Genomic DNA, 23321 nt, shown 5'->3' with positions numbered 1-23321 from the left:
AGTCCGACCGAGACCGGGGAGCCCGACCGAGACCGGGGAATCCGACCGAGGACGGGGGAGACCGCCCGGGGCCGCCTGGGACCGGGCGGTGGCCGCCGTCCTGCGAAGCGACGACCACCGCCCGGGGGCTAGGGGACCAGCCTCTGCGCCAGCACCGCCGCTCCGTGCATGCCCGCCAGCGGGCCCAGCTCGGCGGGGACGAGCGGCGGGGGAGAGCGGAACGTCAGGCGCGGGACGAGGCGTTCGGCGAGCGGCGGCAGCAGCGCGTCGCCCGCCTCGGCGAGCCCGCCACCCAGGACGATCCTGGACGGGTCGAGCATGAGCGTCGCGGCCGCGAGGGCGTCCGCGAGCGTGTCCAGGGCGAGCGTCCACACCTCGGCGCAGCGCTCGTCGCCCTCGGCGGCGCGCCGCACGACCTCCTCGGCCGGGATGCCGCCCGCCCGGCGCGCGATCGACGCGGCCGACGCGTAGGTCTCCAGGCAGCCCCGGTTCCCGCACGCGCACGGCTCGCCGCCCGGCCGGACGACCACGTGCCCGATCTCGCCGCTCCACCCGGACGAGCCGGGGTAGGGCGTCCCGCCGAGCACCATCGCCGCGGCGATGCCGGTGCCGATCGGCAGGAACAGGAAGTCCCCGCCGGACCGGCCCGCCCCGCGGATCGCCTCGCCGAGCCCGCCGGTGCGGACGTCGTGCCCGAGCGCCACGGGCAGCCCGAGCCGCTCGGCCGCGAGCTTGCGCAGCGGGACGTCGCGCCAGCCGATGTTGGACGAGTTGACCGCCGTGCCGGTCGCCTCGTCCACCAGGCCGGGCACGACGATCCCGGCGGCGGCGACGCCCGGTTCGCTCGCGGCGAGCTCGGCCGCGAAGTCGAGGATCGCCGCCACGACCGTGTCCGGCCCGTGCTCGCGCCCGGTGGGACGGCCCTCGGTGCGCAGGACCGTCCCGTCGGGTTCGATCAGGGCGCCCTTCATGGACGTCCCGCCGACGTCCAGCGCCACGACCGTCATTTGATGGAGCCCGCGGTGAGGCCGCCGACCAGGTACCGCTCGATCACGACGAACAGGATCACCACCGGCACGATGGCGATGACCGAGGTCGCGAAGAGGAACTGCCAGTGCGCCTGGTACTGCGTCACGAAGGACGGCGCGACCACGGTCAGGGGCTTGCGGTCCGGCGAGACGGTCACCGTCAGCGCCACGATGAACTCGTTCCACGCCGCGATGAACGTGTAGACGACCGCCGTGACCACGCCGGGCATCGAGATCGGCAGCGTGACCCGGGTCAGCGCGCCGAACCTGCCCGCGCCGTCCAGGAACGCCGCCTCCTCCAGCTCGCGCGGGATCGACGAGAAGTACCCGTGCAGGATCCACACGCAGAACGGCAGGTTGAACGCCGCGTTCACCAGGATCAGCGCGAGCAGCGTGTCGGTCAGGTTGAGCGCCACCATCTCCCGGTAGATGCCGATGACCAGCGCCGTCGGCGCGAACATCTGCGTCACGAGGACGAGCAGCAGGAACGCCCCGCGCCCCCGGAACCGGTTGCGCGCGGTGTAGTACGCCGCGGGCAGCGCGCACAGCAGCGTCACCAGCGTGGACGCGACCGCGACCTCCAGCGACACGGTGAGCGCCTGGCCGACGCCCGTGCCCTTCCACACGTCCGCGTAGTTCGACCACTGCCAGTGGGACGGCACGTACGTGCCCGGCGAGTGCGTCAGGTCGGACGGCGTCTTCAGCGACGTCAGGAACATCTGCAGGTAGGGCAGCACGAACAGCAGCCCTACCAGCCATCCGACCGCGGTCAGCAGGACCGTCCGCAGCCGGATCGGACGGCGCGACCGCCCCTCGCGGCGCGCGGGACGCCTCCGGCCGGGCGCCGCGACCGTCGCGGCCTGCTCGCTCATTGCGTCTCCTCCCGCCAGCGCGAGAACCGCAGGTACAGCAGCACCATGAGCAGCACGAGCGCGAAGTTGACCACCGACATCGCCGCGGACTCGCCCACGTGCTGGTCGGAGAAGGCCAGTTTGTACATGAACGTGGTGGTGGTGTCGGTGTCGTTGCCCGGCCCGCCGCCGGTCATCTCGTAGATGATCGGGAACGAGTTGAACACGTTGATGACGTTGATGATGCCCGCGATCAGGATGGCCGGGCGCAGCAGCGGCAGCGTGATCTGGAAGTAGGACCGCCACGGGCCCGCGCCGTCCACCCGGGCCGCCTCGTACACGTCCGCCGGGATCGTCTGGAGCCCGGCGAGGATCACGAACGAGGTGAACGGCAGCGACACGAACACCGCGACCCACATCATCCAGATCATCGCCTGGTGCGGGTCGCCCAGCCAGTTGTGCGGGTGGCCGATCACGTGCGTGTCGAGCAGCACCCGGTTGACCAGGCCGGAGAAGTTGTCCAGCATCCACTTCCAGATCAGCGCCGTCATCAGGACCGACGCCGCCCACGGCACGATCACCGCCCAGCGCACCACGCGGCGGCCGGGGAAGCGGGCGTTGAGGAGCTGGCCGAGCGCCAGCGACAGCAGCAGCGTGACGACGACGACCCCGGCGACCCACAGCACGGTGCGCAGCAGGACCGGGACGAGCGCGTCCTCGTCGAACAGGTCGGAGTAGTTCACGACCCCGTTCCAGCCCGCGGTGAGGCCGGACGAGGTGATCTTCTGCAGCGAGGTGCGGGCCATCTCGACGACGGGCCACAGCACCACGAACGCGATGAGCAGGATCGACGGGCCGAGCCACAGCAGGGGCACGAGCTTGCGCAGGCGCCGCAGCGCGGCCGAGGACGCGCCCCCGGAGCGCGAGGCTCCGGGGGACGCGTCCGGCAGGCTCACGTCGTCCGCGTGTTGGACGTCGTGCACGGCTCGATCAGCCGGCCTTCTCGGCGGTCTTCTGGATGTCGTCCAGGACGGCCTTCGGGTCCTTGTTCGCGACGGCCGTGCCGAGCTGCTGCTTCACCGCGCCCGCGACCGCGCTCCACGCCGGGTTGCTCGTCGGGGCGAACTTGCTGGTGGGCAGCGCGTCCACGAACTGCTTGAAGTACGGGTCGGCGCTCAGCGCGTCCCCGGCGGACTTGGTCACCGGCAGGAAGTTCTCCAGCTTGAGGAACTTGCTGGTGTTGTCCTTGGTGTAGAAGAAGTCGAGGAACTTCTTCACCGCGTCCTTGTTCTTGCCGTCGTTCTTCTTGAACGCGGCGAGCACGTCCATGACGCCGAGCGTGTTGTGCTCGGTGCCGCCCTTGCTGGGCAGCGGCGCGATGCCGTAGTTCAGGTTCTTGTTCACCGGGTCGATGAACCCGGCGCGGGTGAACGGGCCGCCGATCGACATGCCGACCCGGCCCTGCGCGAACTGGTTGAACACCGTCTTGCGGTCGGTGCTCTCCGGGTTCGGCTGCGTCAGGCCGGACTTGTTCAGGTCCTTGAGGAAGTTCAGCGTGTCCACGTTGGCGGGCTGGTTGATCGCCCACTTCCCGGACGCGTCGACCCAGCCGCCGCCGTTGTTCATCGCCCAGGAGTAGAACTCGGCCTGCGCCTCCTCGGGCCCGAGCGGCAGGCCGTAGCCGATCGCCCCGCCCGACTTGATCTTCTGCGCGTCGCTCTTGACGTCCGCCCAGGTCTTCGGCGCGTCGGCGATGCCGGCCTTCTTGAACAGGTCCTTGTTGTAGAACAGCAGCCGCGCGCTGGAGATGAAGGGCAGCGCGTACTGGGTGCCGTTGTACTTGGCCTGCTCGACGAAGGTCGGCGAGAAGTCGCTCAGCGTGTTCGGCGACACCACGTCGGACGCCTGGTAGATCAGGCCGTCCCGGGCGAAGTCGGAGAACGCGTTGTAGTTGAGGATGTCGGGGACCTGCTTGGTCTGGACGTAGGTCTTCACCTTGGCGTCCATCTGGGTCCAGTCCACCATCTCCAGGTCGACCTTGTACCCCGAGTTCTTCGCCTCGAAGTCCTTGATCAGGCCGTCCCAGTAGCCCTTGGTGTTGTCGTCGTAGATGGCCGCGACGAACTTGATGGTCTTGTCCGAGCCGCTGTCGCTGCTTGACGAGCTGCCCTTGCTGCAGCCGCTCACGCCCACGGCGACCGTGAGGCCCGCGGCGATGGCGACGGTGAGATGCCGTTTCATCTGGTCCCCGCCTTCTCCGGCGCACATGAAAGAATGTGCGCGGTACGAATGCTCTGTGAGCAGAAACGCGCGTGGCCCGACGATAAGAGCTGGTCCGTACCAGTTCAAGAGGCGGATTACCCACGAGTCTCAACCGTTATCGGCCGTCGTGCCCTGGTCTGTGCTGGTACGTGCCGTACGCAGGACTGGTCCGGTCCCGGGCCGCCGTCCGCCCGACGTTGCGGCCCGGCACCTAACCCTCATTGCGTCCGCGCCGCCATCCCGCGCAGCTCAGCTGAGCGCGGTGGCGTCCAGGAAGCGGGAGAACACGAACGGTCGCAGCACGTCGTCCCGCCGCCACACCGGCGCCGGAACCGCGCCCTCCATCCTCACGTGCGAGCGCACCTCGAACCCGCATTCCCGGACGAGATCCTCGGCCTCCCCGGGCGTCAGGAACGTCCGGTACGGCTCGCCGCTCTCCACGACCGCCCGATCGGCGATCTCCCCGTACGCGCGCCCGACCTCGTCCCGCATCTCCGGCGGAACCATGTAGTCCATGACCAGCTCCGCCCCGAGCCGCCGCACCTCGCGCACGACCGCCTCGATCGCGTCCCGCGACAGGTAGACCGTCACCCCGAGCCACCCGACGAGCGTCCTCCGCCGAGGATCGAACCCGGCCGCCCTCAGCCCCTCGGTCAACCCGCCGGCCTCGAAATCGACCGGCACGAATTCCAGTCCCTCCGGAACCCCGAGCCCCGCCGCCGAGACCAGCGACCGCTTCCAGGCCTGCGTCTCCGGACGATCGACCTCGAAAACCCGAATCCCCGTCTTCCGGAACGCGAACGAATCCAGCCCCGCCCCGAGCACCACGTACTGCTCGACCCCGGCCGCCGCGATCCGATCCTCGACGAACCGGCCCCGAGTCACCCCGAGCGCCCGCGTCCCCCACAGCACCACATGGTCACCGCGCACCCGGTGGTACCCGACCATCTCCTCCGCCGCGTCCCCGAGCAGCACTCCCGCGACGTCGTCCCGCAGGATCACCGGCCCCGAATCCACCACCAGATGCGCGGCCCGCCCCGCCGCCACCATCATCGCCGTCCGGCTGCCGACCCCGTCCACCATCTCGCCTCCAGAATCTCTCCCGGACGGCGACTGTAATTCACCCACCCATTCCCGCAAACCCATCATAACAGCCCGAAATAAATTCCTCATAACCATTCAACGGCAATTCGGAACGGCTAAGGGAATTGATCGGGAGCTGCGCTCTCCGTTCCGTATGTCGGCTCCGGGCCTCCGCCGACGACGCGACTCGCAGGTGACGCGCCGTCTCTCCTTCGACGGCGCACCGAAGCCGCGGGCCGGGCGCGGGAATCGGAAGGCGTTGTGGCGCGGGACGCAGGTGCCGTGCCCGGTTGTGGCCGGGACGGCGAGTTTGCTGATCTTGGTCAGGGCTTACATATCGGGACATAAGGTGCTCGGCCGTCCGGCGTCGCACCGTGCCCGGACCAACCCTGGGGGCTGATCGGCGTGGCGGGTCGCACCGAGGGACGCGAATGGCCCGGCGCGCTGGACCTGGCGGCGCTGCGCGCGTCGGGCTGGCGGCCGACGCCGTTCCGGCAGTTCATCCTGAAGATCCACAGCCGCTGCAACCTGGCGTGCGACTACTGCTACGTCTACGAGATGGCCGACCAGCGCTGGCGCGAGCAGCCCCGGCGGATGGACGCGGACGTCGTGGACGCCACCGCGCGCCGGATCGGCCGGCACGTCCGCGCGCACCGGCTGGACGAGATCGAAGTGGTCCTGCACGGCGGCGAGCCGCTCCTGGCCGGTCCGGAACTGATCCGGCACGCCGTCACCGCCGTGCGGAACGAGGTCGGGACGGCCGCGCGCGTCCGCATCGGCGTGCAGACGAACGGCGTCCTGCTGGACGAGCCGTTCCTGCGCCTGTTCGACGAGCTCGACGTGCGCGTGAGCGTCAGCCTGGACGGCGACCGGCGCGGCCACGACCGGCACCGCCGGCACGCGGACGGCCGGGGCAGCCACGCGCAGACCGCCGCGAACCTGCACCGGCTGGCGTCCGGGCCGTACCGGCGCCTGTTCGCCGGGCTGCTCGCCACCGTCGACCTCGCGAACCCGCCGGTCGAGACCTACGAGGCGCTGCTGGAGTTCCGTCCGCCCGCCGTCGACTTCCTGCTGCCGCACGGCAACTGGGAGAACCCGCCGCCCGGACGCGACCCCGACACCGACGACGCCCCGTACGGCGACTGGCTGACCGCCGTCTTCGACCGCTGGGCGGGCGCGCCGCGCGGGGAGACGCGCGTCCGGCTGTTCCGGGAGATCATCGGGCTGAGCCTGGGGCGTCCGTCCGGCAGCGAGATGGTCGGCCTGTCCCCGGCGGCCATGGTCGTGGTCGAGACCGACGGCACGATCGAGCAGGTCGACACGCTCAAGTCCGCCTACGAGGGCGCCACCGCGACCGGCCTCCACGTCGGCCGCGACGGCTTCGACGCCGCGCTCGCGCTGCCCTCCACCGCCGCCCGCCAGATCGGGCTGGAGGCCCTGCCCGCGACCTGCCGCGCCTGCGCCGTGGGCACGCTGTGCGGCGGCGGCCTCTACGCGCACCGGTACCGCGCCGGCAGCGGCTTCCGGAACCCGTCCGTCTACTGCCGCGACCTGTTCCGGCTGGTCAGCCACATCCGCGACGCCGTCGCCCGGGACGTGGCACGAACCAAACGCGCGCGCACGAGGAGCGAACCGATGCGCCCGGAACTGAAGCGACTGACCATTCCCGAGAAGGTCTTCCTCGGCCTCGCCCAAGGCGGCGGTGGAGCGTACGCCGTGGACGAGCTGTGGCGCGTCCAGCGGTCCAAGCGGCTGCTGCTCCTGCGCTGGGTCCGGGAGGCCGCCAGGTCGCGCGATCCCGCGCGCGAGGCGCGGGCCCGCCAGGCGTACGCGCTGCTCGCCGACGTCCAGGGCCGCGCGCCGGACGAGGTCCGCGCCGTCCTCGACCATCCGACGGTCGGCGTGTGGGCGCACGCGGTCGCGGACGGCGACGCCGACACCGACCCGATCACCGCGCTGGCCGCCGCCGCGGCGATCCGCGCCCGCGACCCGCGTCCCGTCGAGGTCGTCGGCGGCCCGGACGGCCTCTACCTGCCGACGCTCGGAACGGTCGAGCGGTTCGCGGGCACCGGCCTCGTCCGCGCCGCCCCGGACGCGCCGGTCACGATCGCGTCCGATGCCGGCACGGTCATCCTCCCCGACGACCTCCACCGCGACGCCCCCGGCTGGCGCGGCCTGCGCGGCCTCGAAGCCGAGTACCACGGCATGGCCCTGCACCTGCTCCTGGACGACTGCGACCCGCTCCGCGCGGCCGGCGGCGACCCGTCCCCCCGCCTCACCCCGGCCGAAGCCGAGCACTGGCGCGCCACGCTCCGCCGAGCCTGGCGTCTCCTCGTCCGATGGCACTGGACGGTCGCCGAAGAATCCGCGCGCACCCTCCGCGTCCTCACCCCGATCGCCCCGCCGCCGCAGGGGATGCGCAGCTCCACCGTGCACGAGGCTTTCGGCGCCGTGTACGCGTCACCTCCTCCGGACGAGCGGGACCTCGCGGTGACCTTCGCGCACGAAGTGCAGCACGCCAAGCTCGGCGCGCTCAACGACGCGATCCCGCTCACCCGCCCGGACGACGGCAGCCGCTACTACGCGCCGTGGCGAGACGATCCCCGTCCGGCCGCCGGACTTCTCACGGGCGCCTACGCGCACCTGGGCGTGGCCGGGTTCTGGCGCAGGCAGCGCCATCACGAGCAAGGCGCGGCGGCGTTGCGGGCGCACACCGAGTTCGCGCGCTGGCGCGACGCGTCCGCCCTCGTCTCGGGCATCCTCGCGCGCAGCGGCAGGCTGACGGCCGAAGGGGAGCGGCTGGTCGCGGAGATGGACCGCACGCTGCGGGCATGGCGGCGCGAGCCCGTCCCGTCCGCCGCGCTCGACCAGGCGCGCGCCATCGCGAACGAGCACCGGGAGCGCTGGCGCGCGCGGCACGGCGAGCCGGGCGGCGCCGCGCGGCGGGCCTAGATCGGCGGCGGGTCGAAGTCGCAGTCCAGGTGCCGCCGCTCGGTGGCGACGGTCGCGTCGGGGTGCGCCAGGCCGAGGACGCGCGCGTACCGGTGAACGGTGTCCTCGTACAGCTCCTCGCCCTCCTTCTGGACGGCGTCGTTCCGCTGCTCGCGCCCTTCGCGCTCCAGGTCCACCGAGAGGTTCGCGGCGCAGGCGAGCGTCATCGGGTGGTCCAGCCCGAGCAGCCCGCGGAGCCGCCGGAGCGTGCCCCGGCCGAGCCCGATCGCGCCGCTGAGGTCGCCGAGCTCGGCGAGGTCGCTGGCGAGGTTGGTGGCCACGGTGAGCGAGTAGTGGTGGTCGCGGCCGAGCGTGTTCTCCAGCCCCTCCAGGGCCTTCTCGTTCATCGACCGCGCCGTCGTCGCCTCGCCGCGGATCCGGTGCAGCAGGGCCAGGTTGCCGAGCGCGCCGAAGGCGTACGGATGCTCCGGGCCGTACATGTCCGGGTAGAGGTCGGTGACGGTCTTCGCCAGCTTCACGGCCTCGTCCTGCTTGTTCATCGTCCGCAGGATGTTGACCAGGCTCGTCGCGGACGCGAGCGTGTCCGGGTGGGCCTGCCCGAACACGCGCAGGCACCGCTCGTGCGTGGCCCGGGCGAATTCCAGCGACTCCTGGTAGCGGCCGGCGCGGCGCTTGGCGATCGCCAGGTCGGTGGACGCGCGGATCGTCACCGCGTGTTCGAGGCCGAGCTGCTCGGTGGCCAGCGCGAGGGCTTCCTCGCCGAAGTCGATGGCGTCCCGGAACTCGCCCAGCAGCCGGACGGCCCGGGCGAGCCCGTTCAGCGAGTTGGCCTCCTCCATGGCGCTCATGCCCTCGGGGCGCGGGCGCCTGCAGGCCATCCGGTAGCAGCGCTCCTGGAGCTCGCGGGCTCGCACGTAGTCGCTGACGAGCCCGTAGTCGAGCGCGAGGTTGTTCATCACCCGGATGGTCCTGGCGTGGTCGGCGCCGAAGAAGTTCTGGTGCTCCTGGAGGGAGAACTCGTCCTGCTCGCGGCCCTGCCGGAACTCGCCCCGGGCGCGCAGGTCGGCCCCGCTGCTGTCGATCACGGCGAGCAGCAGGTCGCGGAACTCGTCGTCCTCGCGGCCGCTGGCCCGCATGATCCGCAGCGTCTCCTGGTTGAGCCGGTGGGCCTCGGCGTACTGGCCGCGCTCCCGGATGAGGATGGCGCGCAGCCGCCGGGCGCGCAGGACGTTGAGGTCGTCGGGCGGGGAGACCTTCGCCCAGCGGTCGTGGACCTGCTGGGAGAAGCTCGCGCCGCCGGCCTGGTCGCTCGACACGTACAGGTACCGCGCGAAGGCCAGGACCATCGTCCGGACCCTCGGCTCGGTGCTGTCGATCGCCTTGGTCGGGCCGATGTGGGCGTAGAGCGCGGCGAAGTCCCGCCAGGACTCGGTCTGGTCGGGGTCCTTCGGTGTCGCCTCCGCGAGCAGGAGGTGAACGTCCCGCTGGCACCGGGCCCCCTCCTCCTCGGTCAGGGCGTTGCGGACGAGTCCCTGGATCAGCCGGTGCATCTGGAGGGTGCGGTCGTTCTCGATCTCGACCCGGATGAGCGCGTACCGGCGCAGGCCCGCGATGGCGCGGTTGGTCTTGATGGCGTCGTCGAGGATCTCGGCCAGTTCGGGGGAGACCCCCTCGGTGGCCGCGCGGAAGACGTCCCGGGGGAAAGGCTCCGGTCCGAAGTAGGCGCAGCAGCGCAGCAGCGGGACGGCGTTGGGATAGTTCCGCTCCAGCTCCTCCACGGCGAGCCGCCACGCCGCCGTCATCGGCCGCGGGTACTCGTTCGCCTCACCCTCCAGCAGCAGGTCGCCGATCCGGTCGCGCAGCAGGTCGAGATAGCCGTCCACCGACATCGCCGACTCCTGCAGCACCGACGCGGCCTGCTCCAGGGCCAGGGGAAGGTCGCCGAGCGCGTCGGCGAGGTGGTCGGCCTCCTCCTCGCCGAGCGCGCCGGACAGGCGCTTGCCGAGGAACTCGATGCTCTCCGCCCGGGGGAACACGTCCACCTCGACCGTGGCGACGCGTCCGCGCCCCTTCCAGTTCGGGTTCCGGGAGGTGATGAGGACGTCTCCCGGCCCCTGCGGAACGAACGCGTTGATGTCCTCCGGCTGGTCGGCGTTGTCGAAGATCAGCAGCCACCGGCTGTAGGGCGCCCCGCGCTCCAGCGCCTGCCGCACCGAGTTGGCGGCCTCCTCGACCCCGACCTTGCTCGCGGGCGGCAGGTCGAGGCGCGGCGCGAGCCCGGCGAGCGAGGACCGGACGAGGCTCTCCTGGGCGGAGGGGATCCACCACACGAGCTGGTATTCGGTTCGGAAACGGTGCGCGTACTCGATCGCGAGCTGCGTCTTCCCGACTCCGGCCATCCCGTGCAGCGCATAAGGGACGACCGCCGCGGCGACGTTGTTCTTGATCCCTTCCCGAAGTGCCGTGAGCAGATCTTTGCGACCGGTGAAATTGTGGTTGCGGGCGGGAATCCTGGCTCCCCAGATCTGGGGGATTCCCGCGCTCGCCGGGGTCTCGCCGACTGGATCCGTCACGCGGCTCGCCTCCGCACGTGGTCACGGCGTCGATCTCGATTGGCATCCTATGCCGCGGACGACGCTCTCGGCCACGGGTGAATTTCCCGAGCAGTTCTGCTGCGCGGCCTTTTTGTGGAGACGCATAATCCCCCGCGGCGGGCGATGTCGCAATGCCGGACGGCACAGTGGCACGATGCGGTCAGGTTGCCCCATCGGACGACGGGAACATGCAGAATCACAGGGAAGCCCCGACCGCCGGAACAAGGAGCCTTCCGATGCGTGACGAGGTGGATTTCCGCAGCGACCTGCCGGATCTGTCCGGGGCCTCCCTGGAAGAGCTGAGCCGCGTGGGCGGCATGACTCTCGCGGGCGAGATCGAGTCGGTCGTCGCGCCGGAGCGCAGGCCGACGACGGTGTGCGCGGGTTTCACCTCCTTCATCGGTGACATGCGGGTCGGCTGAACTCGTCGGGCGGATCGGGGACGGACGAGCCGAGAACACCGGGCTGAGGAGTGGGCGACGTGGACCAGTTCACGGCCCGTCCCGACCTGAACCCCTATCCCGGCCTCAGGCCGTTCACCGAAGGGGAACGGCACCGCTTCTTCGGCCGCGCCGCGGAGTCGCGCCTGCTCGCGGAGCTCTGGACGCACCGTCCCGTGACGGTGCTGCGCGGGCCGAGCGGCTGCGGCCGGACGTCGCTGATCCGGGCGGGGGCCGTCCCGCTGCTGGAGGACGCGCACCGCGCGCCGGCGCCGGTCGCGGACGTCAGCCCGCTGGCCGTCGAACCGCAGGGGCGCGTCCTGCCGAACGCGGGGTTCCCGGAAATCGATCCCTACCTGCTGGCGCTGCTCGCCGCGTGGCGGGAGCCGCCCGGCGAGGTCGATCCGGTCGGTGCGTTACTCCGCCGGACGCGGCGTGGCCGCCCCGGCGTGATGCGACCGGTGCTCCTCGCGGTGGACCGGGCCGAGCGCTGGTTCACCGGAGGCGCCGCGGTCAGCAGGGCGAACGGGTTGCGGGAGCTGCTCGCGGCCGTGGCCGCCGATCCCGGCGTCCGGTTGCTGCTGTCGGTCCGTGAGGAACACGCCGAGGACCTGCTCGGCGTCGTCGCCCGGCACGGGCTTCCGGCCGCGGAGCTCCATCTCGCGCCACTCGCGCGCGGCGCGGCGCTGGACGCCGTCGTCGAACCCGCGCGGCAGGCGGGCCGGGCGTTCGAGCACCGCGCGGCCGAACGGCTGGTCGACGAGTTGAGCGCGGCGCACGAGGACGCCGCCGTCGAACCGGCGTTGCTCCAGAGCGTCTGCCGTGCCCTGTGGGATCGCCTGGGTGACGCCGGCGACGCCGTCCCCGAGCGGATGGTCCCAGGGCTGGACGACATCGTCACCGACTTCTGCGCCAGGGCCGTCAGTGACATCGCGGACGATCTGGACTCCGCCGCCCGTGCGGCGGGTTCGGGAGCCGAGGACGACCGGTCCACGCTCAGGAGGTGGGAACGCACGCCCGAGGACGTCGCGCGTCGAGCGGCCGGGATACCGCCGCACCCCAAGGGGGTCGGGTCCGTCCACGGAGACGGTGTCTTCGGACGGCCACGCGCCGAACCGTCCGACGCCGCGCTGCTCCTGCTCAGGGAAGCGCACCTGGTGAAGAGCACCTGCGACGACGGTGCGCCGACCGACGTTCTCCAGCATCCCGAACTGGCACCGGCGCTGGTCCGGCTGGGCGAGCGGCCGGAACGCGGACATCCGCGTACGAGAACCGACCCGTGGCGACGGCTGCGCGCGGCCGAGGCGGCGCTGGCCGACGGCCAGTCGCTGCTCGCGCGGAGGCTCGCGGACTCGGCCGCCGGGCATCCGGACACCGGCGCCGGGTTCCAGGCGGACGTGCAGACCGTCCTCGGCAACATCGCCTACCTGCACGGACGCTTCGAGGAAGCGGGGCGTTGCTATCAACGCGCGGGGGAACTCCTCCAGACGATCGACGACAGCGCCGCGGTCGTCCGGCAGCTCGCCGCCGAGGGGTGGGCGAGGTTCGCCGCCGGGGACGTCGAACGCGGCGTCGGGCTGATGCGCAGCGGCGCCGACCTGGCTCCCGGCGACGCGTCCGTCCAGGTGGGGCTGGGGCGGATGCTGTGGCGCGCGGGACGTCCCGAAGCGGCGCTCGCGGTGCTCAGCGGCGTGCTCAACCGCCACGGGGACGTGCCGGAGGCGCTGGAGATCCGGGGCGAGATCCTCGCCGATCGCGGCGAGTCCGAGTCGGCGCTGCGCGACCTGGACCGGCTCGGCAGCGCCGCCGACCCCGCCGCCCGCGCCGCCCGCGCGCTCGCCCTGGCCCATCGCGGACGGCTGGACGCGGCCCGCGAGGAGATCGGCGAGGTCGTCGCCGCGGGCGCGGAGAGCGGCCCCGCGCTGTACCGGGCGGCCCAGGTCGAGCTGATGACCGGCGACACCGGCACCGCCACCGACCTCGCGACGCGCGCGGTCGAGGCGCGGCACCCGCCCCTGCCCGAGCATCTGCGCGCCGAGGCGTGGCGATTGCTGGCAGACGTCTGACGACTTCCGTGCGGCACCGAGTCGGGCGCGGCATGCCGTGCGGGAAGTGCGACGGGTGTGGCATGTGACGCGGACGGACGCCCGTCGAGAACGGATGATCGCGGTATGGGCTCCACTGCCACGGCGCTGGTGACGGGCGGGACCGCCGTCGTCACCGGGGCGCTCACCGCGGTCGTCGGCGTCGTCACCGCGCGGCTCGGCCACTCCTACGAGCGGCGGCGCGCCGCGGACGCGCGCGACGCCGAGCGCGCGAACGCCTCCGAGCAGCGCGTCCGCGAGGCGTTGCGGTCGATGAACAACGCGATCGTGGACCTCGGCGTGACCGTCCGGCTGATCGAGCACCTCCGCGGCCTGGACACCCTCAAGGACGATGAGGAACTGGCGAGTGGACGGCGCGTCTCGGACGAGTACCGGACGGCCGTGCGGGAGATCCAGGCGTTCCTGGACGCCGCGGGCCAGGACCCGGAACTGGCGGACCCGGTCGACGCGCTGCGCGCCGAGGTGCGCCGGGCCTGGCTCCACGGCCTCGGCGACGCCGGGAAACAGGATCGGCGCAGTGCCGCGCAGGTGGACGGCGACCTCCACGAGCTGATGGGCAAGGTCGGGCGGGCCCTCACGCGGGCGCCATCGGCGCCCGCACCGCGTCCCGGCGGAGCCGTCGCCGAAGCCGCCGCCGAAGGCGGAGCAGCCGGGCCCGCCGGGCCGTCCACAGCAGGACGCCGGTGGCGGCGATGGCGGCCGGCACCGCCCACGCGACGGCGGGAGCCCCCACCGTCGTGATCGCGACGCCGCCGACCATCGTCCCGATCGGGGCGACGCCGAGGGTGACGAACCGGTTCGTCCCGGCGACGCGTCCGCGCAGGTCGGCCGGGGTCCGGCTGGCCTGGTACGTGGACAGCGCGATGTTCAGCCGGGCGCCGACGAACCCGACGCCGCCCCAGGCGACCATCCAGGCCCCGGCCCACGGGACGGCGGCGAGCAGCACGGTCATCCCGAGCCACGCCCCCATGCACAACCGGACGAGCCGGATCGGCCGCCTTCCGTAACGGCGCCTGTGCGTGACGGCCACATAGCCGGAGACGAACGAACCGCCCAGGCCGGGCGCGGCGAGTAGCACGCCGACCCCGGCGAGAGGGAGTCCGGCCTCGCGCGCGCGCACGACCAAGAGCAGCGTCACGATCTGGAAGAGCAGATTGGTGGCCGTACATGCGATCAATGTCGTGCGTAGGAAACGGTACTGCCACAGCCATTTCAGCCCTTCGAACATCTCGGCCGTGAGCGACCTGCGTTGCCGGTCGGTCGGACCGTCCGCGCTGACCGCAGGGGTATGCACCCAGCGCTCAGCGGTGCTGTGGCTGTGGCCCGTTCGTCCCCGAAGCCATGCGGAACGCAGCGTCAGGATCGCCACCATGGACGCGAGCCCGAAAATCGCGTCGGCGGCATACGGGACGGCCGTCCCGACGGCGTGCAGGACGCCGCCGAGGGGACGTCCGAGCAGCATCGCGCCGTTCGCCCGGCCCTCGTTCTGCGCCATGGCGGTCTGGAGCCGCTCCGCCGGGACGACGCGCGGGACGGCGGTCACCTCGGCGACGTTGTAGAACGTCGTGCACGCCCCGCTGACCAGCGCCGCGAGCACCAGCACGGAAGGCCGGAACACCCCGGCCGCGAGCGTCGCCACGACCACCACCGACATGAGCGTCCGGACGGTCTGGCTGACCAGCATCGTCCGCCAGTGGTCCAGCCGGTCCACGAGCATTCCGGCGGGGACGTGCAGCAGCAGCCCGGGGACGGTGCCCGCAGCGACCACCCAGCTGACGAACGCGGGCGACCGGGTGAGCGTGAACGCGAGCAGGGGAGCGGCGGTCGTGACGCTCATCGCGCCGAGCAGCGAGGCCGCCGAACCGGTCCAGAGCAACCCGAACCGCAGCTTCCAACCCGTCGGCTCGGCACAAGGCGCCGGTTCGGGCAGAGCCGTACAAGGCGCCGGTTCGGGCAGAGCCGTACAAGGCGCTGGTTCGGGCAGAGCCGTACAAGGCGCTGGTTCGGGCGGAACCGCCGGATCGGTGCGAACCGGGAGATGCGGCATGACGAGGGGGCATGGGGGCGTCGGTCGCGCTGCGGTTGCGGACTCGGTCCCGAGGGTGAGTTTCGAGACGGCCGCGTCCCCTGCCAATGCCATCTGTGTCGCCCATGAGGAAAGAAACGCACGGTTCATACGGGGTGTACGGATGAGGGCGAACAGAATGCCCAACACGGCCAGCCTAGGGGGTGTCGGGTAATGCCCTCCCCAAGGGGGCGGTTATCGCGAAGTTGATCCTTGAAAAAGCAATTGTGGGGCCTTTGTTGTCAAGGGTGGCGGTGAGGGGTCGGGGGGAGGGGTTCGGCGGCGGGGAGGAGGAGGGTGAAGATGGGCGGGGAGGGGCGGCGGAGGACGAGGCGGCCGCCTTCGGCCTCGGCGAGGGAGCGGGCCAGGGCCAGGCCGATGCCGTGGCCGTCGGCGGAGGCGGAGTGGCGGCGGGCGAAGATGTCCTCGGCGTCGTCGGTGACGCCGGGGCCCGCATCGGAGACGTCGATGGCGAGGCCGCCGCCGATGTCGCTGGCCTCGACGGTGATGCGGCCCGCGCCGTGGGTGACGGCGTTGTCGATCAGGACGTCCAGGATCTGGCGGACGGCCGAGGACTTCACGTGCAGCTCGGGCAGCGGGTCGTGGGCGGTGACCGACAGCGGGCGGTCCACGCCGGCGAGCGTCGCCGACCAGCGGGAGCGCAGGTCGTCCAGCAGGTCCGGGACGTCCAGGACCTCGGCGTCGGGGCCGGCGTCGCGGGCGAGGCGGAGAAGGTCGTCGATGATGTCGCGCAGGTGCTCGCCGCGCCGGACGGCGGCGCGGATCGCGGCGGTGAGGTCGGCGCCGGGCCGTTCGAGGGCGGACTCCAGGCCGAGCAGCAGGCCGGTCAGCGGGGTGCGGAGCTGGTGCGAGACGTCCGCGCTGAAGGCGCGTTCGCGGTCCAGCATCGAGCCGAGGCGGCGCGCGGTGACCTCCAGGGCGCGGCCCGCCTCGTCCGCCTCGCGCACCCCGGACGGCTCGGCGCGGACGGTGAAGTCGCCGTCGCCGAGGGACTGCGCGGCGCGGGTCAGCCGCTCCAGCGGGCGCGCCAGGCGGCGCGACTGGTAGAACGCGGCGGCGGCGGCCAGCCCGATGACCACCACGGCGAACACGCCCATCAGCAGCCAGGCCCGGTTGCGTCGGTCGTTCACCTCGTCCTGCGGCATGCCGACGCGGGCGATCGAGGTCACCCCGACCTCGGACGGGATGGGCGCGACGACCGTGAGCGTGCCGTCCTCGACCGACTCGTGCAGCCGTCCGTTGGCCGCCTCGGACGCCAGCGGCGAGATCCGCGGCCCGTCCCCGACGATGCGGCTGCCGTCCACCCGGTAGATCCCGACGACCAGGCGCCTGTTCAGCCCGACCGGCTTGGCGAACGGCCGGGGGTTGTGCGCCTCGTCGTCCGGCGCGGTAGCGGCGACGCGGGTGGCGTCCCGCTCCAGCTTGGTGATCGCCTCGCTGTGGTACAGCCGCTGGACGGCCACGGCCAGCAGCAGCGCCAGCACCAGCACCGCGATCGAGGTGATGCCGACGATGGTGACCAGGAGCTGGCGGCGCAGCGGCGTGCTCGCGGCGCGCGTCTTCCCGACCGGCATCGGCCTCCCCTTCCCGCCCGGGCACCCGCGTCCACCGGTGCGCCCGGTGTTCACCTGCGCGCCCAGTGTTCACCTGTGCGCCCGACGTTCACTTGAGCGCCCCGCGTTCACCTGTGCGCCCGGTGTTCACTTGAGCGTTCGGTGTTCGCCTGTGCGCCCGGCGTTCAGCTGGGCGGCCGCGCCCACCCCGGGCACCGTGCCCACCTGGGCGCCCGCGCTGACCGGAGGATATCCGGGCCGGTTCGCGGGGAAGGTAAACGCAACCATAACCACGACGGGAAGGACTTCTCACCCGGCGGCGACTAGCCTGGTCCGGCGAGTCGGAACGTCACGTGCCGGGAGGCCCCACAACATGCGCAAGGTGCTCGTCGGAGTCCTCGCCCTGGCGGTGCTGGCCACACTCGGGCTCGGGCACGTCGCGCGGTCGCCGCTGTCCTCGGCGTGCGCCGCGGAGCCGCACAACGGGTCCCGCCTCTCCAAGGTCGTGGACACCGTCAGCGACACGCTCCAGATGACGTCCCGCAACACCTACTGCCGCCAGCCGGAGCGCGGCGGCGTGAGCCGTCCGGCCCCCGAGTCCGGCCACGACGCACCGGCGTAGCGGGGCCGCGCGCCGATCGGGGGGAACGCGTGTTGACCGGGGTGAACGCCCGGTACGGGTGTGAACGTCACGCTAACCTGGCGGCACCTACGCTAGGTGCCATGGCGGGACCATACGTACTCGTCGTCGAGGACGACGAGGTCATCGGCACCGAGCTGGGCGAGGCGCTGGCGGCGCAGGGATACGAGCCCGGCTGGGCGGCCACCGGCAAGGACGCGCTGGAGCGCGTCTCGGCGCGCGCGCCCGACCTGATCCTGCTCGACCTCGGCCTGCCGGACATGGAGGGCGTCACGCTCTGCCGCCGGCTGCGCTCGGTCCTCACCGACACGGTCATCGTCGTCCTCACCGCCCGCACGCAGGAGTTCGAGGTGGTCGTAGCGCTCGACGCGGGCGCCGACGACTACCTGACCAAGCCGTTCCGGCTCACCGAGCTGATGGCGCGGCTCCGCGCCCACCTGCGGCGCAGCAGCGCGTCCAAGGCGGACGAGCGGTTCGTCGGATCCGGCAGCCTCAGCCTGGACCTGGCCGCCCGCCGGGCCACCTTCGACGGCACGGAGATCGCGCTGCGGCCCAAGGAGTTCGACCTGCTGGCCTGCCTGGTCTCCCGGGCGGGCGAGGTGGTCACCCGCGAGGAGCTCATCGACCAGGTCTGGGACGTCAACTGGTTCGGCCCCACCAAGACCCTGGACGTCCACATCTCCGCCCTGCGCCGCAAGCTCGCCCAGCACGGCGCCGATCCTCGCGCGATCACGACCCTCCGCGGCCGCGGCTACCGCTACGAACCCGCCTGACCCGCCTAACCCGCCGCCGCGGCGGCCTGGCTCGTCGCACGGCGGCGACCCCCGCCGGACGCGCCGGCGGCGTCCGCTGAAGCGGCCAAGTGGAGGCGTCCGCTGAAGCGGCCGGTTTGGCGTCCGCTGAAGTGGCGGGGCGGCGGCGGGGGGCGTGCGGGCGCTGAACTTCGGGGTGTTCAGCGCCCGCACGCCCCCGCCGGCACGTCCGGCCTCTCGGCGCTGCGCGCCGCCGGCTCGGTCTTTCAGCGATGCGGGCCAGTTGGCGCACGTCCGGTTTCTCAGCGTTGGGCCACGCCGCCCGCACGTCCGGCCTCTCAGCGTTGGGGGCTGTCGGCGCGCGTCCGGCGGTTCAGCGCTGGACCTCGTAGGCGAGGTGCGTAACGCCGTGGCCCTCGATGACGACCGGGTCGCCGAGCCTGACCGGGGACTTCGCCAGGTTCTCGAACCAGCGGACGCCCGAGCCGAGCAGCACGGGGACGAGGTCCACGTGGATGGCGTCCAGCAGACCCGCGTCGAGGCACTGCTGCGCGATTTTCGCGCTGGCGACGACGACGTTCCGGTCGCCCGCCGCCTTCTTCGCCTCGGCGACGGCCTCCGCCACGTTCCCGGCGAAGGTGAACGCGTCGGACGGGGCCTCGGCGTCCAGCCGATGCGTCACGACGAAGACCGGCACGCCCAGCGGGTGCTTCCCGCCCCAGCCGCTCGTGATGTCGTAGAGGTGGCGGCCCGTGATCAGCGCCCCGGCGTTCTCCAGCGCCTCCTTCATGTAGGCGGCGCTCGCGGGCGACATCCGGAACGTGGCCCATTCGACCGCGGTCGGGACCTCGATCTCGCCATTTCCCATCCAGCCGAACAGATTGTCGATTCCGTCCGCGGTGTCGGCGATGAATCCGTCCAGCGACATCGACATGTTCGCGATGACCTTGGCCATTGTCCTGCTCCCTTTTTCGTTTCCGTCTTCCTGATGTCTCAAGACTGCCGTCCGGGCCGGGGGCGGAACATCTGCCAGGTGGCCGATATGCGCGTCGCCGGTGGCCGACCCGACGGCCGCGCGTCTAAGGTCGAGACCCGCACGTGGCAGACGCGCGCGGCGCAGACGCCCGCGTGGCGGATATCCGCGGCGCAGACGTCCGCGGCGCAGACGTCCGAGGGGCAGGCGTTCGCGCGCTGATGTCCGCAGGGCAGACGCGCGGCGCGGGCAGACGCTCGCGGCGCGGGCAGATGCGTGGTGCGGATGCGCGCGTGGACGGAGATCGGAGGACGATGGGGAGCGACCGGCCGCCCGTCCAGCTGACCGGGTTCGTGGGCCGCGGGCCGGAGCTGGAGGCTCTCGCCGCCGCGCTCGCGGGCGCCCGGCTGGTCACGGTCGCGGGTCCCGGTGGCTGCGGCAAGACGCGGCTCGCCGCGGAGGCCGCGCGCCGGTGGGAGCACGCCGTGCGCTGGACGGACCTGTCCGCGACCACCGATCCGCTGGTCGTCCCCGAGCTGGTCGGGGCGGCCGGGATCCCGCCGGACGAGCCGGTGCTGATCGTCCTGGACAACTGCGAGCACGTCCTGGAGGCGGCAGCCGACGCCGTCCTCGACGTGCTGCGGACCCGTCCGGACGCCACGGTCCTCGCGACCGGGCGCGAACCCCTCGGCCTTCCCGGCGAGACCGTGTGGCGGGTGCCGTCGCTGCGTCCGGACGACGCGTTCGGCCTGTTCGAGGCGCGTGCGGGCCGGCGTTTCGAGGACGCGGGGGCGCGCCGGGCCGTCCGGACGGCGTGCGCCCGCCTGGACGGCATCCCGCTGGCGATCGAGCTCGCGGCGGCATGGTCCGGGACGCTCTCGCCGGAGGAGATCCTGCACGGCCTGGACGACCGGTTCGACCTGCTGGTCAGGGGGCCGCGCGGCGTCCCGGCGCGCCAGCAGACGCTCGCGGCGTCGATGGCGTGGAGCCACGGCCTGCTGGACGAGCCGGACCGGATCCTCTTCCGCCGCCTGGGCGCCTTCCACGGCGGCGTGACCCTCGACATGGCCCGCCGCGTCTGCGCCTTCGGCGTCCTCGGCGACGCGGCGATCCTTCCCGGCCTGCGCTCCCTGGTGGACAAATCGCTCCTGACGGCGGAAGTCGGGGAGACGAGCCGCTACCGGATGCTGGAGACCGTCCGGCAGTACGCCGCCGCCGTGCTCGCGGACGCGCCCGACGCGGCCGAGGTCCGGGACCGCCACCTGTCCGCCTGCCTGGACCTCACGGCCGCCGCCGCTCCGCTGCTCGACCGCGACAAGGACGCCTGGCGCGCCGCGATCACGCCCGAGCGCGAGAACCTGCGCGCCGCCGCCGAACACGGCCTGACCTCGGACGATCCGTCCCGTGGCCGGGAGCTCGCCGCGCGCCTGCCCTGGCTCTGGCACCTGGGCGGGCGCGGTCCCGAGGGCCTCGTCCTGCTGCGCCGCGCGATCGAGACGCGCCCCGACGACCGTTCGGCCCTCCAGGCGCGCCTCCTCACCGGCTTGGCGCTGGTCGCGGACACCAACCATCCGCGCGGACTCGACTACGACGTGGCCGAGGCCGCGCTGGAGATCGCGACCGAGGCCGGGGACGCCGAGACCGCCGCCCTGGCCCGCCTGCTCTGCGCGCTCGGCCTGCTGGGCCGGGATCCGGACGCGGCGCGAGCGACAGCCGAGCACGTCCGGAACTCGGCGTCCGGTGCGGGCTTCGTCGCGGACGGGGCGACCGCGCTCCTCGGCATGATCCACCAGCTTCGCGACCGCCACGACGAGGCCGTCCCGCTGCTGCGCGCGGCCGTCGCCGGCCTCACCGGACGCGGCGACCGCGGCGTCGCGTCCACCGCGCTCGCCTTCCTCGCCGAGAGCGCCCTGCACACCGGCGACCTCCCGGAAGCGCGCCGCCTGGCCGCCGAGGCGGTCGAGGTCGCCCGTCCGCTGGCCGAGCAGCACCGGATCGGCCTGGCCGCGTCCGTCCTCGCCACGGTCGAGATCACCGCCGGGCGGACGGACGCGGCCCGCGCCGTCCTCGAACCCATGATCAGGATGCTGGAGGAGGCCAGGCCGCCGTTCGTCCCCGGCCTGCACCGCGCCATCGGCCGCCTGCACCTCGCCGAAGGCGACCCCGAGGGCGCCCTGGCGTGGCTGACCCGCGAGACCGTCGCAACCCCGCAAACTCTCGTCGTCATAGCCGCGGCTCAGCGCGCGCTAGGCGAAGCCTCGTGCGCACGCGCGACGGAAATCGCGCGCGCCGCCGCACGCGCGTTGGAAATCGCGCGCGCCGCCAACCTCCCCCGAACGATCGGGGACGCGCTAGACGAATCCGCACACGCCTCTCCGTCCCGCGCGGAAGAGCTGCGGCACGAGGCTCTGTCGCTCCGCATCGAGCACGGCCTATGGCTGGACGCCGCTCTGGCCCTTCCCCATCTCACCGACGATCCGCGCCTGCTGAAGATCGACGTCCCAACCGCAGGAAGAACCGAACTCCGCGAAGCAGTGGAGTCCGTCCACCGGATGCGGGGGAGACGCGGCCGTCCGTCCAGCGGCTGGGCCAGCCTCACCCCGGCCGAGCTGAGCGTCGTGCAACTCGCCGCCGAGGGCCTCAGCAATCCCGAGATCGGCGAACGCCTGTTCATGAGCCGCGGCACGGTGAAGACCCACCTGTCCCACGTCTACGCCAAACTCGGCGTCGCCAACCGCACCGAACTGGCCGCCCTGGCCAGGGACCACCTCTAGCTCAGGGCTTGCGCGCGACCGCGCAGTAGCCGGCGACCTCGTCGGCGCCCTCGAACTCCGGACGCCACCGGGTCATCGACACCACGCCCGGCTCCAGGACGTCCAGCCCCTCGAAGAACGACTCGACCTCCGCCTTGGTGCGCGGCCGCATCGGGTTCGCGGACTTGGCGTTCCAGTCGCTCTGCGCCTCGGCCTGCGCGGACGGGTCCCGGTCGAAGTCCAGCGTCGAGTGCGTGAGGACGACGAAACTCCCGGACGGCACCGCGTCCAGCAGCGTCCGGACGATCGAGTGCGCCTCGTCCAGGTCGTGCACGAAGTGCAGGATGCCCAGCAGCATGATCGCCACGGGCCGGCCGTAATCGAGCGTCTTGCCCGCCCGCTCCAGAATGGTCTTCGGGTCGCGCAGGTCGGCCTCGATGTAGTCGCACGCGCCTTCCGGCGTGCTCGTCAGCAACGCGCGCGCGTGCACGAGGACGAGCGGGTCGTTGTCCACGTAGACGATCCGCGACTCGGGCGCGATGCGCTGCGCGACCTCGTGCGTGTTGTCCATGGTCGGCAGCCCGGTGCCGATGTCGAGGAACTGCCGGATCCCCAGGTCGGCGACCAGGTGCCGGACGGCCCTTCCGAGAAAGGCCCGGTCAGCCCGCGCGATCGCGAGGATCGCCGGGAACGTCGCGATGAACCGCTCCGCCGCCTCCCGGTCCACCTCGTAGTTGTCGTTGCCGCCGAGCAGGTAGTTCCACACGCGCGCCGAATGCGGAACCGACGAGTCGATCCGCGAGCCCCCGACCTCAGTGCCGCCCACGACAACTCCCCTCACCCAAGGACCTTTCGGCCAACATTAGTCGTTCCGCCCGTCCCCGGACCTCCAGCCACCAAAAGCCGCCAGTCGGGCATCATGGACACATGTCGCAGAACGAGTGGATCAGGATCGCCGGCTGGGAGAACGTCCCCGGCTGCCCGCACCCGATGACCGCCGTCCACGCTTGACTGCGTGACCGCGGCGTCCACTGCGTCCCCTTCGAGGAACACGAGATCCGCATCGACCTCATGTGCGGCCCGGACACCACCGGCCGCTGGCACGGCTGGTACGGAATCCACCTCCACGCCGACGCCCTCCGCCGCCTCTCCCTCCACCCCGACCAACCCCCCACCCCCTACCTCGGCCCACCCCCACCCCCGTGGTGGCGGGGTTTTGGGGGGTGGGGGCGGGAGGGGGGCCAAGTCG

The 23321-nt window shown here is 72.5% G+C and carries 16 protein-coding genes; 6 read left to right on the top strand and 10 right to left on the bottom strand.

The features are described 5' to 3' along the window. Nucleotides 1–128: 128 nt before the first annotated feature. From ACFPCY_RS23385 to ACFPCY_RS23365, 5 genes are all read right to left on the bottom strand, one after another. Nucleotides 129–1007: an ROK family protein gene (locus ACFPCY_RS23385; protein ID WP_378258494.1), complete on the bottom strand. Its 879-nt coding sequence runs from the start codon at nucleotides 1005–1007 to the stop codon at nucleotides 129–131. Then, nucleotides 1004–1900 carry a carbohydrate ABC transporter permease gene (locus ACFPCY_RS23380; RefSeq protein WP_378258492.1) on the bottom strand — a complete coding sequence of 299 codons (897 nt, stop codon included), beginning with the start codon at nucleotides 1898–1900 and terminating at the stop codon, nucleotides 1004–1006. The genes ACFPCY_RS23385 and ACFPCY_RS23380 overlap by 4 nt, the downstream gene beginning before the upstream one ends. Continuing rightward, complete coding sequence (locus tag ACFPCY_RS23375) at nucleotides 1897–2862, bottom strand: carbohydrate ABC transporter permease (RefSeq protein ID WP_378258490.1); 966 nt, start codon at nucleotides 2860–2862, stop codon at nucleotides 1897–1899. Before ACFPCY_RS23375 ends, ACFPCY_RS23380 begins: the two co-directional genes overlap by 4 nt. 7 nt (nucleotides 2863–2869) lie before the next feature. Further along, a complete protein-coding gene (locus tag ACFPCY_RS23370; RefSeq protein ID WP_378258488.1) occupies nucleotides 2870–4120 on the bottom strand; it encodes an extracellular solute-binding protein in 1251 nt (416 codons plus the stop codon). 270 nt (nucleotides 4121–4390) lie between these two features. Continuing rightward, nucleotides 4391–5224: a class I SAM-dependent methyltransferase gene (locus tag ACFPCY_RS23365; protein ID WP_378258486.1), complete on the bottom strand. Its 834-nt coding sequence runs from the start codon at nucleotides 5222–5224 to the stop codon at nucleotides 4391–4393. 405 nt (nucleotides 5225–5629) lie between these two features. On the opposite strand from ACFPCY_RS23365, the gene ACFPCY_RS23360 reads away from it, so the two are divergent. Further along, nucleotides 5630–8176, top strand: coding sequence for an FxsB family cyclophane-forming radical SAM/SPASM peptide maturase (locus ACFPCY_RS23360; protein ID WP_378258484.1), 2547 nt, complete (start codon nucleotides 5630–5632; stop codon nucleotides 8174–8176). On the opposite strand, the gene fxsT is transcribed toward ACFPCY_RS23360, so the two are convergent. Beyond that, on the bottom strand, nucleotides 8173–10749 hold the full coding sequence (gene fxsT / locus ACFPCY_RS23355) for an FxSxx-COOH system tetratricopeptide repeat protein (protein ID WP_378258482.1): 2577 nt from the start codon (nucleotides 10747–10749) through the stop codon (nucleotides 8173–8175). The genes ACFPCY_RS23360 and fxsT overlap by 4 nt on opposite strands. A gap of 257 nt (nucleotides 10750–11006) precedes the next feature. Between fxsT and ACFPCY_RS23350 the strand changes: the two genes are divergently transcribed. Next, nucleotides 11007–11192 (top strand): hypothetical protein, encoded by a 186-nt coding sequence (locus tag ACFPCY_RS23350; RefSeq protein WP_378258481.1) that lies wholly within the window; start codon nucleotides 11007–11009, stop codon nucleotides 11190–11192. A gap of 59 nt (nucleotides 11193–11251) precedes the next feature. Continuing rightward, a complete protein-coding gene (locus ACFPCY_RS23345; protein ID WP_378258479.1) occupies nucleotides 11252–13276 on the top strand; it encodes a tetratricopeptide repeat protein in 2025 nt (674 codons plus the stop codon). A 613-nt stretch (nucleotides 13277–13889) separates the two neighbouring features. Here the strand turns inward: ACFPCY_RS23345 and ACFPCY_RS23340 are convergent. Then, entirely contained in the window at nucleotides 13890–15191 is a 1302-nt protein-coding gene (locus ACFPCY_RS23340) for an MFS transporter (protein ID WP_378258477.1), read from the bottom strand. Between the two features lie 431 nt (nucleotides 15192–15622). Continuing rightward, nucleotides 15623–16975 carry a HAMP domain-containing sensor histidine kinase gene (locus ACFPCY_RS23335; RefSeq protein WP_378258475.1) on the bottom strand — a complete coding sequence of 451 codons (1353 nt, stop codon included), beginning with the start codon at nucleotides 16973–16975 and terminating at the stop codon, nucleotides 15623–15625. 352 nt (nucleotides 16976–17327) lie between these two features. On the opposite strand from ACFPCY_RS23335, the gene ACFPCY_RS23330 reads away from it, so the two are divergent. Together ACFPCY_RS23330 and ACFPCY_RS23325 are read left to right on the top strand one after the other, a co-directional pair. Next, a complete protein-coding gene (locus ACFPCY_RS23330) occupies nucleotides 17328–17576 on the top strand; it encodes a hypothetical protein (protein WP_378258473.1) in 249 nt (82 codons plus the stop codon). Nucleotides 17577–17677: 101 nt separating this feature from the next. Beyond that, complete coding sequence (locus ACFPCY_RS23325) at nucleotides 17678–18367, top strand: response regulator transcription factor (RefSeq protein ID WP_378258471.1); 690 nt, start codon at nucleotides 17678–17680, stop codon at nucleotides 18365–18367. 352 nt (nucleotides 18368–18719) lie between these two features. On the opposite strand, the gene ACFPCY_RS23320 is transcribed toward ACFPCY_RS23325, so the two are convergent. Further along, on the bottom strand, nucleotides 18720–19301 hold the full coding sequence (locus ACFPCY_RS23320) for a dihydrofolate reductase family protein (RefSeq protein WP_378258469.1): 582 nt from the start codon (nucleotides 19299–19301) through the stop codon (nucleotides 18720–18722). A gap of 332 nt (nucleotides 19302–19633) precedes the next feature. Here ACFPCY_RS23320 and ACFPCY_RS23315 point away from each other — a divergent pair, with 332 nt between their 5' ends. After that, nucleotides 19634–22093 carry a helix-turn-helix transcriptional regulator gene (locus ACFPCY_RS23315; protein WP_378258467.1) on the top strand — a complete coding sequence of 820 codons (2460 nt, stop codon included), beginning with the start codon at nucleotides 19634–19636 and terminating at the stop codon, nucleotides 22091–22093. A gap of 1 nt (nucleotide 22094) precedes the next feature. On the opposite strand, the gene ACFPCY_RS23310 is transcribed toward ACFPCY_RS23315, so the two are convergent. Then, a complete protein-coding gene (locus ACFPCY_RS23310; protein ID WP_378258465.1) occupies nucleotides 22095–22898 on the bottom strand; it encodes an SAM-dependent methyltransferase in 804 nt (267 codons plus the stop codon). Between the last annotated feature and the right edge of the window lie 423 nt (nucleotides 22899–23321).

The organism is Actinomadura gamaensis, assembly GCF_042652125.1.
GTDB classification, from domain to species: Bacteria; Actinomycetota; Actinomycetes; order Streptosporangiales; family Streptosporangiaceae; genus Spirillospora; species Spirillospora gamaensis.
The sequence above is the reverse complement of the archived record's forward strand: the minus strand, read 5'-3'. Positions and strand labels throughout refer to the sequence as shown.